Genomic DNA, 14,064 nt, shown 5'->3' with positions numbered 1-14,064 from the left:
GGCGGTTCGGGGGGTTCGCGGAGGGCGGCGAGCAGGGTGAGGCCGGCTGCGACCCTCTCGGGCTCTATCTCGATGCCCACGACCTCCAGCCGCGGGGAGACGGCGCGCAGGCGGGAGTAGAGCTCGAACGTGGTGACCGGGGAGGCGCCGTACCCGAGGTCGACGACCAGCGGGCGGCCGCCGATGCGCAGCGGGCCCGTCTGGGTGGCGGTGATCCAGCGGTCGACGCGGCGCAGGCGGTTCGGGGCGGTGGTGCCGCGAGTCACCTCTCCTCGCGGCTTGCGGGCTGGGGGCACCCGGTCATTGTTCCGTCTTGCCGTCTATGCCCTGTACGCCCGGCCGTCATGGATATGTCCCCCCACCCCACCGAACGAGGTTCGGTAAGTTATCGGTTACGGTGCTGCCCACGCCGTCCCCGCGAGGAGAATGCCGATGCTCGACCTGGCGACCCTGCACGAGGCCATCGCCGCCGCGGTCCCCGACCGCGAATGCCTGGTGTGGCGCGACCGCCGGACGACTTGGCGGGAGGTCGCCGACCGGACGCGGCGGCTCGCGAGCGTCCTGCACGGGCACGGCCTCGGCCTGCACGGCACGGCGTCCGAGCCGTGGGAGTCGCCGCACGACCATCTGGCCCTCTACCTGCACAACGGCCCCGAGTACCTGGAGGGACTGGTCGGCGCGCACAAGGCCCGGGTCGCGCCGTTCAACGTCAACTACCGGTACGTGGACGACGAGCTCGCCCACCTGTTCGGCGACGCCCGGCCGGCCGCCGTGCTGTACCACGCGCGGTTCGCGGACGCGATCGGGCGCGTCACGGAGCGGCTCGCCGACCGGCTCGGCGACCGCCCGCTGCTCCTCCAGGTCGCGGACGAGTCCGGCGCCCCGCTCCTGCCCGGCGCGCTCGACTACGAGGACGCCCTCGCCAAGGCCCCGTCCGACCCGCTGCCCGTCCGGCCCGACGCGCACGACCTGCACATCCTCTACACGGGCGGCACGACGGGCATGCCGAAGGGCGTGCTGTGGCGGATCGGCGACCTGATGCTCGGCCCGCTCGGCCTGCGGCGCCGCGACGGCGCGCCGGTCACCGCTCTCGGCGAGGCGGTGGCGCGGGCCGTCCGCAGCGACGTCCGGGTCCTGGTCGGGCCGCCGATGATGCACGGCGCGGGCACGTGGTCGGCGCTCGGCGCGTGGTGCGGCGGCGGGTCCGTGGTGTTCCCCGACCGGGTGGACGGCCTGGACGCCGCCGACCTGATGGCCACCGCCGAACGTGAGCGCGTCACCCGGATGCCCCTCGTCGGCGACGCGTTCGCCCGCCCGATCGTCGAGGCGCTGGAGGCCCGACCGCACGACCTGGGCGCGCTCCGCTCGTTCGTCAACTCGGCCGCCGCGATCAGCCCCGGCGTGAAGGCGCGGATGCTGGAGCTGCTCCCCCACTCCCGGATCGTGGACGTCCTCGGGTCCTCGGAGTCCGGTTTCCAGGTGACGCGGAGCGGCTCGTCGGCGACGACGTTCGCGGTGGCGCCCGGGACGGCCGTGCTGTCGGCCGACCGGTCCCGGCGCCTCGCGCCCGGCGAGGACGAGATGGGCTGGCTCGCCAAGGGCGGCGGTTCGATCCCGCTCGGCTACCTGGGCGACCCGGCGAAGACGGCGGAAACGTTCCGCACGGTGGACGGGGAGCGCCTCGTCGTGGCGGGCGACCGGGCGCGGCTGCTCGCCGACGGCACCGTGGAGGTCCACGGGCGGGAGGCCACCACGATCAACACCGGCGGGGAGAAGGTGTTCGCCGAGGAGGTCGAGGCGGTGCTCCGCGCGCTGCCGGGCGTCGCGGACGCGCTGGTCGTCGGCCGGCCGAGCGAGCGCTGGGGGACGGAGATCGTCGCGGTGCTGAGCCCCGCCGGCGGCCCGTCCGACGCCGAGCTTCGCGAGGGCTGCGCCGTCCACCTGGCCCGCTACAAGATCCCGAAGGCGTTCGTCCGCACCGACCGGGGGCTGCGGCTGCCGAACGGGAAGGCCGACTACGCCGCCGCCCGCGCTCTCCTTCACTAAAGAATCCCGTTCGGGTTTGTAGGGGCCGGTCCTGTACCGGCGGCGCCGCGACCGGCCATGCTGGCGAAATGCCGGATCTGCACTCGCTGCTCACCGATCTCGCCGCCGAGGGCGACTCCGTCGACGCCCTGGTCGCGCCGCTGCCCGCCGCCCGGTGGGCGGACCCGACCCCGGCCGAGGGCTGGACGATCGCGCACCAGATCGCCCACCTCGCCTGGACCGACGACCAGGCCGTCGTCGCGGCCACCGACGCCGGCGCGTTCGCCGAGCTCGTCGAGGAGGCGCTCGCCGACCCCGGCGGCTACGTCGAGACGGGCGCGCGCGAGGGCGCGAAGGACGCCCCGGCGGATCTCCTCGCCCGCTGGCGCGACGGGCGCCGCCGCATGGTGGAGGCGCTCGCCGCCGTCCCGCCGGGCACGCGGCTCCCCTGGTTCGGCCCGCCGATGGGCGCCGCGACGCTGGCGACCGCGCGGCTGATGGAGACGTGGGCGCACGGCGAGGACGTCGCCGACGCGCTCGGCGAGCGCCGCGAGCCCACGCACCGGCTCCGCCACGTCGCGCACATCGGCGTCCGGACCCGCGACTTCGCGTTCCGCAACCGGGGCCTGGAGCCGCCGGCCGAGGAGTTCCGCGTCGTGCTGGCGGGCCCCGGCGGCGAGGAGTGGACGTGGGGACCGGCGGACGCGCGCCAGTCCGTGACCGGCCCGGCGCTCGACTTCTGCCACGTGGTCGCCCAGCGCCGCCACCGCGCGGACACCGCACTCGTCGCGACCGGCCCGGACGCCGACCGCTGGCTGGACGTCGCCCAGGCGTTCGCCGGCCCGCCCGGCCCCGGCCGCGCCCCGTCGTCCGGCTGACAACGGGCCGGCTGAGAGATCGGCCACTGCGCGCCCCGTTCGGGTTCGAGATCGGACGATCTTGGAAATGGTCGGGGTATGACAGTTCTGATCGCCTTTGACGGTTCTGACGACTCCCAGGCCGCGGTCGAGTACGCGGCCCGCCATCTGAAGGCCGAGCCGACCGTGGTCATGACGGTGTGGGAGCCGCTGCTGACCCAGCTCAGCTGGGCGCCGCTGGCCGCGGCGGTGCCGGTCGCCGCGCAGGCTCCCGGTGACAAGTACGAGGAGGAGAAGCAGGCCGAGCAGCTCGCGCGCAAGGGCGCCGACCTCGCGATCGCCGCCGGGTTGACCGACGTGGCGGTCCGGGCCGAGCGCGGCGGCGGACCGATGTGGGCCGCCATCGTGGACGTCGCCGACGAGCTGAACGCGTCCCTGATCGTCACGGGTTCGCGGGGTCTGGCGGGTGCCCGGTCGGTCATCCTCGGCAGCGTCTCGACCCGCGTCCTGCACCACGCGCGCCGCCCGGTCCTGGTCGTCCCGCCGGCGAAGGAGGACGACTAGCGCGAAGCAGGCTCAGGGCGTGGCCATCGCCTGCTCGAACGCCGCGTAGGCGTCCGCGGTGAACAGGACGAAGCGGGCATCGGCGATCTGGGTCGGGGTGGCGCGGACGGTCCCGACGGCGATGCGGGCGGCGTCCTGCATCGGCCAGCCGTAGATGCCCGCCGACACGGCCGGGAAGGCGATCGAGCGCGCGCCCAGCTCGTCCGCGACGCGCAGCGACTCGCGGTAGCAGGAGACCAGCTGCCCGGACCGGTCCTCGGACCGGGAGTACACCGGCCCCACCGTGTGGATCACCCAGCGGGCGGGCAGCCGCCCGGCCGTCGTCGCGACCGCCTGCCCGGTCGGCAGCCCGCCGCCGTAGTGGGAGGCCCGCAGCCGGCGGCACTCGTCCAGGATCTCCGCGCCGCCCTTGCGGTGGATCGCGCCGTCCAGCCCGCTACCGCCCAGCAGTGAGGAGTTGGCCGCGTTCACGACCGCGTCGACCTCCTGCTCGGTGATGTCGCCCTGGACAAGAGTGATCTTCATTGCGCGCATTCCTCCGCATTGGCCGGACCCGTCCGAGGACATCAATTCTCATCCGCGCCAAGTGTGAAACGCGTTCGGGCGGTTCCCGGCGGTACGCTCATTGGCGGACGAGGCTCCGGGGGCGGTGCGGCTCGTCCGACTTCGTCCGGCCGGACGCAGGGGGGCTACCATGCCGAACGCCAGGCGCAGTGCAGGTGACAGGCGCAGTGCAGGCAAAGAGAGTGCAGGCAGAGGGGCAGTGCAGGCAGAGATCTCGCACGCCCGTTCCGACCAATGGCGTGACAGTCCCGGAGGTACCCCCTTGAAGATTCTCCTCGCCGGAGCGACCGGAGTGGTCGGTCGCCGGCTGATCCCGCTGCTCGTCCAGGCGGGCCACGAGGTCGTCGGAACGACGCGCCGCACCGAACGCGCCGGCCTGCTCAGTGATCTCGGCGCCGAGCCCGTCATCGTGGACATGCTCGACGCCGCGGCGGTGCGCGACGCCGTCGCCGCGCAGCGCCCGGACGCCGTGATCCACCAGCTCACCGACCTCAGCGCGGAGGACTTCGACGCCAACTCGCAGCTGCGCATCACCGGCACCCGCAACCTGGTGGACGCCGCGCGTGCCGCCGGCGTCGAGACGATGGTCGCGCAGAGCATCGCGTGGCTGTACGTGCCGGGCGACGCGCCGGCCGTCGAGACCGACCCGCTCGACTCCTCCCTCCCGCCGTACAAGGGGGTCGCGGCGCTGGAGGAGGCGGTCGGCGAGATGCCGCGCGGCGTGGTGCTGCGCTACGGCGCGCTCTACGGCCCCGGCACCTGGTACGCCCCGGACGGCGCGATCGCCGAGCGGGTGCGCGCGGGCACGCTGCGCCCGGCGCCCTCGTGGACGTCGTTCGTGCACACCGAGGACGCCGCGTCGGCGGCGCTCGCCGCCCTCGACTGGCCGGCCGGCGCCGTGAACATCGTGGACGACGAGCCCGCGACCACGGCCGACTGGCTGCCCGTCTACAGCGGGGCCATCGGCGCCCCGCATCCGGGCAGCGCGGGCAAGCACGCCGCGGCGACGGGCCGCCCGGCGTCCAACGCCAAGGCGCTCGGCCTCGGCTGGAAGCCGCAGGTCACGTCCTGGCGCACCGGTTTCGCCCGGATGGGCGGCGCGGCCTCCTGACCGCCGCCCGCCAACCGGACGGAACGTGACAACTCACCCGAACTGGAACGAGCGCTTCGCCAGCCCGAGCCAGTAGCCGTCGATCACCGCCCGGCGGTCGGAGGCGTCCCCGGCGTCGGCTCCGAGCGCCACGAACAGCGGCGCGAAATGCTCGGTCCGCGGGTGGGCGATGCGCGCCGCGGGCGCCTTGGCGCGGAAGTCGAGCAGGGCGTCGATGTCGCCGTCGCCGACGGCGCGGTCCGTCCACTCGTCGAACTCCGCCGACCACGCGGGCGGCGCGGCGTCGAAGTCCGGGCGCATCTCCCGCAGGTTGTGAGTGGTGAAACCGCTCCCGACGATCAGCACGCCCTGGTCGCGCAGCGGCGCGAGGCTCCGGCCGAGTTCGAAGAGCCGCTCCGGTTCCAGCGTCGGCATCGACATCTGCAGCACGGGGACGTCGGCGTCCGGGTACATCTCCACGAGCGGGACGTAGGCGCCGTGGTCGAGCCCCCGCTCCTCGTCCTGGTGCACGCCGGGAATGAGCTTGCGCACGTCATCGGCCAGCTCGGGAGCACCGGGCGCGTCGTACCGGACGCGGTAGTAATGCTCCGGGAAGCCCCAGAAGTCGTACACGAGCGGCACCCGCCGGGTGGCGCCGATGCTCAGCGGCGCCTCCTCCCAGTGCGCCGACACCATGAGCACCGCCTCGGGCTTCGGCAGCTCGGCCGACCAGCGGGCGAGCTGGCGGGTCCACAGGGCGTCGTCGGCGAGCGGCGGCGCGCCGTGGCTGAGGTAGAGCACGGGCATCCGGGTCATATCGTCCTCCTTTTACTTGAGAGCTCAACTATAACCCGAGAATGATTGAAACTTCAAGCCTTGAGTGTTCAAGCTTTCGGATAGACTGGACGCATGACCGAGACGCGCTGGCTGGACGACGAGGAGCAGGAGACCTGGCGTGCCTTCCTGTGGACCTCGCGGCTGCTCAACGAGGCCCTCGACCGGCAGTTGCAGCGAGACTCGGGCATGCCGCACGCCTACTACATGATCCTGGCGATGCTGTCGGAGGCGCCCGGCCGCGCGCTGACGATGACCGCGCTGGCCGAGATCGTCCACTCGTCCCCGAGCCGCCTCTCGCACGCCGTGAACCGGCTGGAGGAGGCCGGCTGGGTGAGCCGCTGCAAGCACGAGGGCGACCGCCGCACCACGATCGCACGGCTCACCGACGAGGGCCATGCCGTCCTGCGCGAGGCGGCGCCCGGCCACGTCGGCGAGGTCAGGCGCCACCTGTTCGACCCGCTGAGCCGCGAGCAGATGCTCCAGTTCCGCGAGACGCTCCACACCCTCCTGTCGTCCCTGGACCCGGACCACAAGGCCCCCTGCGCCCCCGAAAGCTAGAACTCGACGGTGTGGGAGGCGGCGTCTGGGTGGGCGGCGGCCAGCAGGCGCATCCCCTCCTCCTCCAGGGCGGCGCGCTCCCGCTTCGGGACCGGGTCGAACGGGTCGATGCGCAGCACCGCCGCCCGGCGCTTCTTCTCGATCTTCCACATGCCGTGCACGAAGCCGTCCACGAGGAACGTCGCGCGGATGATGCCGTTGACCGTGAAGACGCGCTTGCGGTGCTCCTCGCTGATGATGCGGGACCGCTCGGCGTGCGAGAGCAGCAGGTTGTCGAAGTCCGGGACGAACCGGACGGGCGCCGGCGTGTCCGGGTCGGGGCGGGGCGCGTCCGGCACGTCGTAGAGCGTGCGGCCGCCGTCGCCCCGGAACTCCAGCAGCCCCGGCCGCAGCCGCTCGACGACCTCGCCGAGCCGCGTCAGCCCGGACCACTGCTGGACGTCCCGGACGCTCGCCGGCCCGAACGCCGCCAGGTAGCGCAGCACCACGTCGTCCAGCGAGGTCTCGGCCGCCGGGTGCTCGGCCAGCCACGTGTCGAGCGTCGTGTGCCGCGCGGCGCCCGAGGCGCCCCAGATGCCGCGCGGCGGGACCTGCACCAGCGGCAGGCTGCACCGGACGGCCCAGTTGAGCAGGTCGGCATCGTGCCCGGGCCACCGCTCGCCGAGCAGGCCGCGGAGCTCCTTGTCGGTGCGGGGCTCGTCCTCCAGCAGCCCCCGCGCGTGCGCGGTGACCGCGCCGAGGTCGATGCCGTCGAGGTCGCGGGCCCGCGCCTTCAGGTGGTTGTCGAGGAGCACCTGGGTCAGCGGGCGCAGCGCGCGGGCGTCGCGGGCGCTGACCAGGTGGAGGGTGCCGCGCATCAGCACGATCCGCAGCGCGCTCCGCTCGGTCATCAGCGCGCCGACCTCGTCGAACCCGAAGTCCGCGAGCCGGCTCCACAGCCCGATGTGCGGCGGGTTCGGCGCCTGCGACTGCATGCCGACCAGATGCTCGATGGCGTCCAGCACGGGTATGTCATGCCGCTCCAGCAGCATCTGCCGCGCCAGCAGCGCCCGGTTCAACGCCCTCTTGTCAGTTGTCACAGCGCCCAGGATGGCCGATATGCGGGCGACTTGACGGGGCAGAAGTTATGAACGTACGTTCATGAACATACGTTCATACCGAGGGAGGCGCCATGGCGGACATCGTCAACACGCATCAGGCCGAAGCCTGGAACGGGTACGAGGGCGAGCACTGGGCCGGCCACTACGACCGGTACGACGCGGTCAACGGCGGGTTCAACGACGCACTGCTGGACGCGGCGGCGATCGGGCCGGACGACCGCGTCCTCGACATCGGCTGCGGGAACGGGCAGGTCACGCGGCTCGCGGCGCGGCGGGCCCGGCACGGCGGCGCGACGGGCGTGGACCTGTCCGGCCCGATGCTCGCCCGCGCCCGATCCCTCGCGCAGGAAGAGGACGTCGCGAACGCGGCGTTCGAGCAGGGCGACGCGCAGGTGCACCCGTTCCCCGACGGCGGCTTCGACGTCGCGATCAGCCGGGTGGGAGTCATGTTCTTCGCCGACCCCGTCGCCGCGTTCGGGAACATCCGGCGGGCACTGCGGGACGGCGGCCGCCTGGCGTTCCTGTCGATGGCACCGATCGGCGAGACCGACCTCCAGGCGGTCTTCGCCGCGCTGCCACCGCGAGAGGAGGCGCCGATCGGGCACGACGGGCCCCTGTCGTTGTCAGACCCGGGCCGCGTCCGGGAGGTGCTCGGCGCGGCCGGGTTCGGCGACGTGGACTGCCGCAAGGTGGCGGCCGAGCAGATCTGGGGCCGGGACGCACGCGACGCGGCGGAGTTCTTCGCCGCCTGGGGCCCGATCCGCTACAACTACGGCACGGACGGCGCCCTGGTCGACGCCCTGACGGACGCGATGCGCCCCTTCGAACGCGACGGCGCCGTCCGGCTGCGGGCCACGTCGCTGCTGGTCACGGCCCGGCGATGAACCGCGTCGTCGTCCTCGGCGGGTACGGGGCCGTGGGACGGGAGGTCGTCGCGGGCCTGCGCGGGCACGTCCCGGAGATCGTCGTCGCGGGCCGCGACCCCGCCCGGGCCCGCACGGTGGACGGCGCGACACCGATGCGCATCGACCTGCGGCGCGACGGCGCCGAAGGGCTCGACGCCGACGCGGTCGTCATGTGCGCGGAGACCGAGAACGTCCGCGTCGCCGAGCAGTGCCTCCGGCGCGGTGTCCACTACGTCGACGTGTCCGCCTCCTACCCGGTGCTCGCGGAGATCGAGAAGCTCGACGGGGTCGCGGCCGGGGCCGGTGCGACGGCCGTGCTGAGCGTGGGCCTCGCGCCCGGCGTGACCAACCTGCTGGCCCGCGAGTTCGGCGGGGCGGACGCGGAGATCGGCGTACTGCTCGGCGCGGGCGAGCGGCACGGCCCCTCGGCGGTGCGGTGGACGCTCGACTCGCTCGGCGACCTGGGCGAGTCGTGGCGGATGCGCTTCCCGCCGCCCTACGGGACACGCACCGTGCACCGCTTCCCGTTCTCCGACCAGTACACCCTCCCCGGGCGAGTCAGGACGGGCCTCTGCCTGGACTCGCGCGCCCTGACCGCCGTCCTGCCCCGGCTCCGCCGGTTCCGCCGGGCGGCGCCGCTGCGGGCCGCGTTCCGGCACGTCCACGCGGGCGGGGACGGGTTCGCGGTGGCGGTCGCGTCCGGCGGCCGGGTCCGGTCGTTCGCCGGGCGGCGGCAGAGCCGGGCGACCGGCCTGGCCGCCGCGCTGGTCGTCCGGCGGCTGGACGGGGCACCGCCCGGCGTCCGGCACATCGAGGACGTCGCCGGCCCGGACTTCCTGCCCGAACTCGCCGCCCGCGGGTTCGCGCTCGGCGAATACGATGCGGGGTGATGTCTCCTCGAAGAGCGGCCGCGTTGCGCGGCGGCGAGCGGTCGCTGCGCGAGCACCTGATCGCCACGGCGGAGCGGATGATCGCGGAGCGCGGGACGGCGGGGCTGACCGTCCGGGCCATCGCGCGGGAGGCCGGCGTCGCCGACGGCGTCCTGTACAACCACTTCGCCGACAAGGAGGAGCTGCTCGCGCACGCGCTGCGCGCGCACGCCGAGTCGGTGGGCCGCACGCTCGATCCGCTGCCCGAGGCCGGCGGCGGGACGGTCGAGGAGAACCTGCGGGCCTACGTCCGGCACGGGCTGGTCGCGCACAACGCGCTGCTGCCCGCGCTGGCCGGGCTGGTGGCGCAGCCCGAGGTCCTCGCCCGGTTCTCCGAGCTGAGCGGCGGCGACCAGGACTGGCGCTCCCGGCTCGCCGCCTACCTGCGGGCCGAGCGCGACCTCGGCCGCCTCGCCCCGGACGCGCCGGTGGACGCGGCCACGTCCATGATCGTCGGCGCCTGCCACGAGCCGGTGCTGTCGGTGCTCTTCCAGGGTGAGGACATCGCCCGCCCGGTGCCGTCGGACGCCGCGGACGACCTGGTGGCCGTCGTCCTGCGCGGCATCGCCCCGCACACCCCCTGACCGCACACTCTTCGTTGACCTGCGGCGTGTTGTTGTTATGCGGCGCTCGATAACAACAACACGCCGCAGGTCAACGTGACTCCATGGCCGCCCTGACCTCCTCCAGGGTGCGGTTCGCGACGGCGTTGGCGCGGTCGTTGCCCGCCGCGAGGACGCCGCGCAGGTACCCCCGGTCGGCGATGAGCTCGGCGCGGCGGGCGCGGACGGGGCGGAGGAACTCGTTGACCGAGTCCGTGACGACCTGCTTGAGCGCGGCGCCGCCGCCGTCCCCGATCTCGGCGGCGACGGCGTGCGGGTCGCGGCCCTGGCAGAGCGCGGCGAGCAGCACCAGGTTCGACACCTCCGGACGGGTCCCGGGCTCGTAGGTGATGCGCCGGTCGGCGTCGGTCACCGCGCGCCTGATCAGCTTGGCGGTCTCGTCCGGCCCGGCGGACAGCGCGATGGCGTTGCCGCGGCTCTTGCTCATCTTCCGGCCGTCCGTGCCGAGCAGGCTCGGCGCGTCGGACAGCAGCGCGTCCGGCACCGGGAAGACCGGCGCGTAGCGCTCGTTGAAGCGGCGCGCGATCGTCCGGGTGATCTCCTGGTGCGGGAGCTGGTCCCGGCCGACCGGGACGAGGTCGGCCTTGCAGAACAGGATGTCGGCGGCCTGGTGGACGGGGTAGGTGAACATCAGCCCGCTGACCGACGCCTGCCGGGACGAGGCGATCTCGTCCTTCACGGTGGGGTTGCGGCTCAGCTCCGACACCGACACGAGCGACAGGAACGGCAGCATCAGCTGGTTCAGGGCGGGCACGGCGCCGTGCCGGAAGATCGTCGCCGTGGACGGGTCGATCCCGACGGCCAGGTAGTCGGCGACCAGGCCCTCGACGTACTCGGACAGGTGGTCGGCGACGTCCCGGTCGGTGAGCACCTGGAGGTCGGCGACGAGCACGAACAGCTCGACGCCGGCCCGTTGCAGCCGCACCCGGTTCGCGAGGGTGCCGAAATAGTGGCCGAGATGCAGCGGCCCGGTGGGACGGTCGCCGGTCAGGATCCGGAACGCGCCGGGGTCGGCGGCGATCCGCTCCTCCAGCTCGCGGCTGCGCGCTTCGGGAGCGGCGGCTTCGGGAGCGGGCGCTTCCGGGGTGCGCGCTTCGGGGGTGGTGGTCTCCATGGTCTCTCCTCGGTCGGGTGTCCGGCCATCCCGCCGGACCGGCCCCGGGTCACCGAGAAGCAGAAGGGCCGTCCAGCGGACGGCCCGTGGCATGCGTGAGCGTCGGCCGTCCTAGGACGGCCACCAGCCCAGACACACGTGGTACATGGACTTCAGCATAGCCAACGAGATGCGGCTTCTCGTAGATAATCCGCAACAGAACCACTTGGGTAGGCTGGAGGCATGACCTCGATGGCCCCCGGACGGACGAAACCGGACCTGTCGTTCCTGCTCGACCACACCGGCCACGTACTGCGGACCCGGATGACGGCGGCGCTCGCCGAGATCGGACTGACTCCGCGCATGCACTGCGTCCTGGTGCACGCACTGGAAGGGGAGCGCACCCAGATCCAGCTCGCCGAGATCGGCGACATGGACAAGACGACGATGGTCGTCACCGTGGACGCCCTGGAGAAGGCGGGCCTCGCCGAGCGGCGGCCGTCGTCCGCCGACCGCCGCGCCCGGATCATCGCGGTCACGCAGGAGGGCGCGCGGGTCGCGGCGCGCAGCCAGGAGATCGTGGACGGCGTCCACGCGGCAGCCCTCGGCTCCCTTCCGGCGGACGAGCGGGAGGTGCTCGTCCGCGCGCTGGACGCGCTGGTCACCGGCCATCTGGCGACCCCGGTCGAGACGGCGCAGCCGACCCGGCGGGCCCGGCAGAGCCAAAAGTAGATCCGTCAAGGATCGTCTGCAACAAAACTATCTGCTACGGTCGCTCCCATGAACAAGGAGACGACCCTGCCCGCCCTGCTCCGCTCCCGCTGGGCGGCGCTCGGCGTGCTGTCCGCGACCATGCTGATGGCGATCCTCGACGGCAGCATCGTCACCGTCGCCGCCCCCGCCATCCAGCGCGACCTCGGCTTCTCCCCCGCCGGGCTCAGCTGGATCATGAACGCCTACCTGATCCCGCTCGGCGGCCTGCTGCTGCTCGCCGGGCGGCTCGGCGACCTCGTCGGCCGCAAGACGCTGTTCCTCGCCGGCAACGCGCTGTTCACCGCCGCGTCCGTACTCGCGGGCGCGGCCACCACCTCCGGCGTGCTGATCGCGGCGCGCCTGCTGCAGGGCGTCGGCGGCGCGCTGGCCACGGCCGTCGTGCTCGGCATCCTGGTGACGCTGTTCACCGATCCGCGCGAGCGCACCCGGGCCATCGGGATCTTCAGCTTCACCGGGGCGACCGGCGCGTCCATCGGGCAGGTGCTCGGCGGCGTGCTCACCGATGCGCTGAGCTGGCACTGGATCTTCCTGATCAACCTGCCGATCGGGCTCGCCACCCTGCTGCTGGCACTGCCCGCCCTGCCCCGCGACCGCGGTATCGGCCTCGCCGCCGGCGCGGACGTCGCGGGCGCGCTGCTCGTCACCTCCGGGCTGATGCTCGGCATCTACACGGTCGTGAAGGTCGAGGCCCACGGCTGGCTCTCGGCGCACACGCTCGGCCTCGGCGCGGTGTCGCTGCTGCTCCTCGCCGGGTTCGCCGCCCGGCAGGCGCGGGCCGCGACCCCGCTGATGCCGCTGCGGATCCTGCGCTCCCGCAACGTGTCCGGCGCCTACGCCGTGCAACTGCTCACCCTGTCGGCGATGTTCTCGTTCCAGGTCATCGTCGCCCTCTACATGCAGCGGGTCCTCGGATACGGCGCGCTGGACACCGGCCTCGCGATGCTCCCGGCGGCCGTGGCGATCGGCGCGGTGTCGCTGCTGGTGTCCGCGCGGCTGTCGAACCGGTTCGGGGAGCGGTCCGTGCTGATGGCGGGCCTGGTGCTGCTGATCGGCGCGATGGCCTGGCTGGCCAGGGTGCCGGTGGACGCCGGCTACACCGCCGACCTGCTCCCGGTGTTCGTGCTGGCCTCCGGCGCCGGGCTCGTCCTGCCGTCCCTGACCGGTCTCGGCATGTCGAGCGCCCGCCCCGAGGACGCGGGTCTCGCGTCGGGGCTGTTCAACACCGTCCAGCAGGTCGGGATGGCACTGGGCGTCGCGGTGCTGACCACGCTCGCCGCGTCCCGCACCGAGACCCTCCGGGCGGACGGACGGGACGCCGCGACCGCCCTCACCGGCGGCTACCACCTGGCGTTCGGCGTCTCCGCGGGCCTGCTGGTCGCCGCCCTCGCGATCTCCCTGCTCGTCCTGCGCCGCCCGGCGCCCCCCGCCGACCCGGCCGCGGCCGCGTCCGCGGCCACCGAGAACGTCCCCACCGCCCTCTGAAGGAGAGACCGAGATGACCGAGTACGGCCCCGGCCAGGGACCCGGCCCCAAGCCCGTCGGCGAGGACGAGCTGTCCCGCATCCTCGGCGAGCAGCGGTTCGCCGTCCTGGCCACGAACAAGAAGAACGGCCACCCGCACGTCTCGACCGTCGTCTACACGTGGGACCCCGGCGAGCGCGTCGTGCGGATCTCCACGACGGCGGGCCGGGCGAAGGTGAAGCAGCTCCGGCGCGACCCGCGCGCCGCGCTGCACGCGTCGAGCCCGGACCACCTGTCGTTCGCCGTCGCCGAGGGCACCGCCGCGCTGTCGGAGATCTCGGAGCGGCCCGGCGACGCGGCCGGGCGCGAGCTGCTCGCGATGACGCCCGGCTTCCCGGACCCCGCCGACGAGCAGGCGTTCCTCAAGCAGATGGTGGCGGACCGCCGGCTGGTGATCCGCCTGCACGTCACCCGCCTCTACGGGACGGTCCTCGCGGTCTAGCCCGGCGGACGGGCGCGGGCTAGTGGGGCAGGACCAGGAGGAGCAGCGGGAGCCCCGCGATGACCGGCACGGCGACGGACGCGGCGATGCGGATCTTCCGGGACACCGGTTGCGGCTCCAGCAGCCGGTTCACCCGCACCATCACCGGGATGTCGCCGTGCGCGACCCCGAGGGTCCCGGAC

General features: G+C 73.7%; 15 protein-coding genes and 1 pseudogene. 11 read left to right on the top strand and 5 right to left on the bottom strand.

Annotated elements, in window-relative coordinates:
• Positions 1–266, bottom strand: a pseudogene (locus E1284_RS30540) (class I SAM-dependent methyltransferase); the annotation flags it as partial.
• A 166-nt stretch (positions 267–432) separates the two neighbouring features.
• Between E1284_RS30540 and E1284_RS30535 the strand changes: the two are divergent.
• From E1284_RS30535 to E1284_RS30525, 3 genes are all read left to right on the top strand, one after another.
• The gene (locus tag E1284_RS30535) at positions 433–2,046 is read left to right on the top strand and encodes an AMP-binding protein (RefSeq protein ID WP_243714842.1); all 1,614 of its coding nucleotides are present in this window, start codon (positions 433–435) and stop codon (positions 2,044–2,046) included.
• 68 nt (positions 2,047–2,114) lie between these two features.
• A complete protein-coding gene (locus tag E1284_RS30530) occupies positions 2,115–2,903 on the top strand; it encodes a TIGR03084 family metal-binding protein (RefSeq protein ID WP_131943622.1) in 789 nt (262 codons plus the stop codon).
• A gap of 78 nt (positions 2,904–2,981) precedes the next feature.
• Positions 2,982–3,446 (top strand): universal stress protein, encoded by a 465-nt coding sequence (locus E1284_RS30525; protein WP_131943621.1) that lies wholly within the window; start codon positions 2,982–2,984, stop codon positions 3,444–3,446.
• Between the two features lie 12 nt (positions 3,447–3,458).
• On the opposite strand, the gene E1284_RS30520 is transcribed toward E1284_RS30525, so the two are convergent.
• Complete coding sequence (locus E1284_RS30520) at positions 3,459–3,971, bottom strand: O-acetyl-ADP-ribose deacetylase (RefSeq protein ID WP_131943620.1); 513 nt, start codon at positions 3,969–3,971, stop codon at positions 3,459–3,461.
• Between the two features lie 301 nt (positions 3,972–4,272).
• On the opposite strand from E1284_RS30520, the gene E1284_RS30515 reads away from it, so the two are divergent.
• Positions 4,273–5,121 (top strand): NAD-dependent epimerase/dehydratase family protein, encoded by an 849-nt coding sequence (locus tag E1284_RS30515; RefSeq protein ID WP_131943619.1) that lies wholly within the window; start codon positions 4,273–4,275, stop codon positions 5,119–5,121.
• 33 nt (positions 5,122–5,154) lie between these two features.
• On the opposite strand, the gene E1284_RS30510 is transcribed toward E1284_RS30515, so the two are convergent.
• Positions 5,155–5,916, bottom strand: coding sequence for a dioxygenase family protein (locus E1284_RS30510; RefSeq protein WP_131943618.1), 762 nt, complete (start codon positions 5,914–5,916; stop codon positions 5,155–5,157).
• Between the two features lie 93 nt (positions 5,917–6,009).
• On the opposite strand from E1284_RS30510, the gene E1284_RS30505 reads away from it, so the two are divergent.
• Positions 6,010–6,495, top strand: a complete 486-nt coding sequence (locus E1284_RS30505; protein WP_131943617.1) for a MarR family winged helix-turn-helix transcriptional regulator — start codon at positions 6,010–6,012, stop codon at positions 6,493–6,495.
• Here the strand turns inward: E1284_RS30505 and E1284_RS30500 are convergent.
• A complete protein-coding gene (locus E1284_RS30500; RefSeq protein ID WP_243714841.1) occupies positions 6,492–7,574 on the bottom strand; it encodes a winged helix DNA-binding domain-containing protein in 1,083 nt (360 codons plus the stop codon). The genes E1284_RS30505 and E1284_RS30500 overlap by 4 nt on opposite strands.
• 92 nt (positions 7,575–7,666) lie before the next feature.
• Here E1284_RS30500 and E1284_RS30495 point away from each other — a divergent pair, with 92 nt between their 5' ends.
• From E1284_RS30495 to E1284_RS30485, 3 genes are read left to right on the top strand one after another with little or no spacing between them, the layout of a single operon-like run.
• Positions 7,667–8,479 carry a class I SAM-dependent methyltransferase gene (locus E1284_RS30495; RefSeq protein WP_131943616.1) on the top strand — a complete coding sequence of 271 codons (813 nt, stop codon included), beginning with the start codon at positions 7,667–7,669 and terminating at the stop codon, positions 8,477–8,479.
• Complete coding sequence (locus E1284_RS30490) at positions 8,476–9,390, top strand: saccharopine dehydrogenase NADP-binding domain-containing protein (protein ID WP_131943615.1); 915 nt, start codon at positions 8,476–8,478, stop codon at positions 9,388–9,390. The genes E1284_RS30495 and E1284_RS30490 overlap by 4 nt, the downstream gene beginning before the upstream one ends.
• Positions 9,390–10,013, top strand: a complete 624-nt coding sequence (locus E1284_RS30485) for a TetR/AcrR family transcriptional regulator (protein WP_131943614.1) — start codon at positions 9,390–9,392, stop codon at positions 10,011–10,013. Before E1284_RS30490 ends, E1284_RS30485 begins: the two co-directional genes overlap by 1 nt.
• Positions 10,014–10,083: 70 nt before the next feature.
• Here E1284_RS30485 and trpS read toward each other — a convergent pair whose 3' ends face one another.
• Positions 10,084–11,166 (bottom strand): tryptophan--tRNA ligase, encoded by a 1,083-nt coding sequence (gene trpS / locus E1284_RS30480; protein WP_131943613.1) that lies wholly within the window; start codon positions 11,164–11,166, stop codon positions 10,084–10,086.
• 222 nt (positions 11,167–11,388) lie between these two features.
• Between trpS and E1284_RS30475 the strand changes: the two genes are divergently transcribed.
• The 3 genes from E1284_RS30475 to E1284_RS30465 are packed head-to-tail and all read left to right on the top strand — an operon-like array spanning position 11,389 to position 13,882.
• Positions 11,389–11,877, top strand: coding sequence for a MarR family winged helix-turn-helix transcriptional regulator (locus E1284_RS30475; protein ID WP_131943612.1), 489 nt, complete (start codon positions 11,389–11,391; stop codon positions 11,875–11,877).
• A 48-nt stretch (positions 11,878–11,925) separates the two neighbouring features.
• Positions 11,926–13,401, top strand: a complete 1,476-nt coding sequence (locus E1284_RS30470; protein WP_131943611.1) for a DHA2 family efflux MFS transporter permease subunit — start codon at positions 11,926–11,928, stop codon at positions 13,399–13,401.
• A gap of 13 nt (positions 13,402–13,414) precedes the next feature.
• Positions 13,415–13,882, top strand: a complete 468-nt coding sequence (locus E1284_RS30465) for a PPOX class F420-dependent oxidoreductase (RefSeq protein WP_131943610.1) — start codon at positions 13,415–13,417, stop codon at positions 13,880–13,882.
• The last annotated feature ends 182 nt before the right edge of the window (positions 13,883–14,064 follow it).

Origin of the sequence: Actinomadura bangladeshensis (assembly GCF_004348335.1) — a bacterium.
In the GTDB taxonomy this organism is placed as follows: domain Bacteria; phylum Actinomycetota; class Actinomycetes; order Streptosporangiales; family Streptosporangiaceae; genus Spirillospora; species Spirillospora bangladeshensis.
The sequence above is the reverse complement of the archived record's forward strand: the minus strand, read 5'-3'. Positions and strand labels throughout refer to the sequence as shown.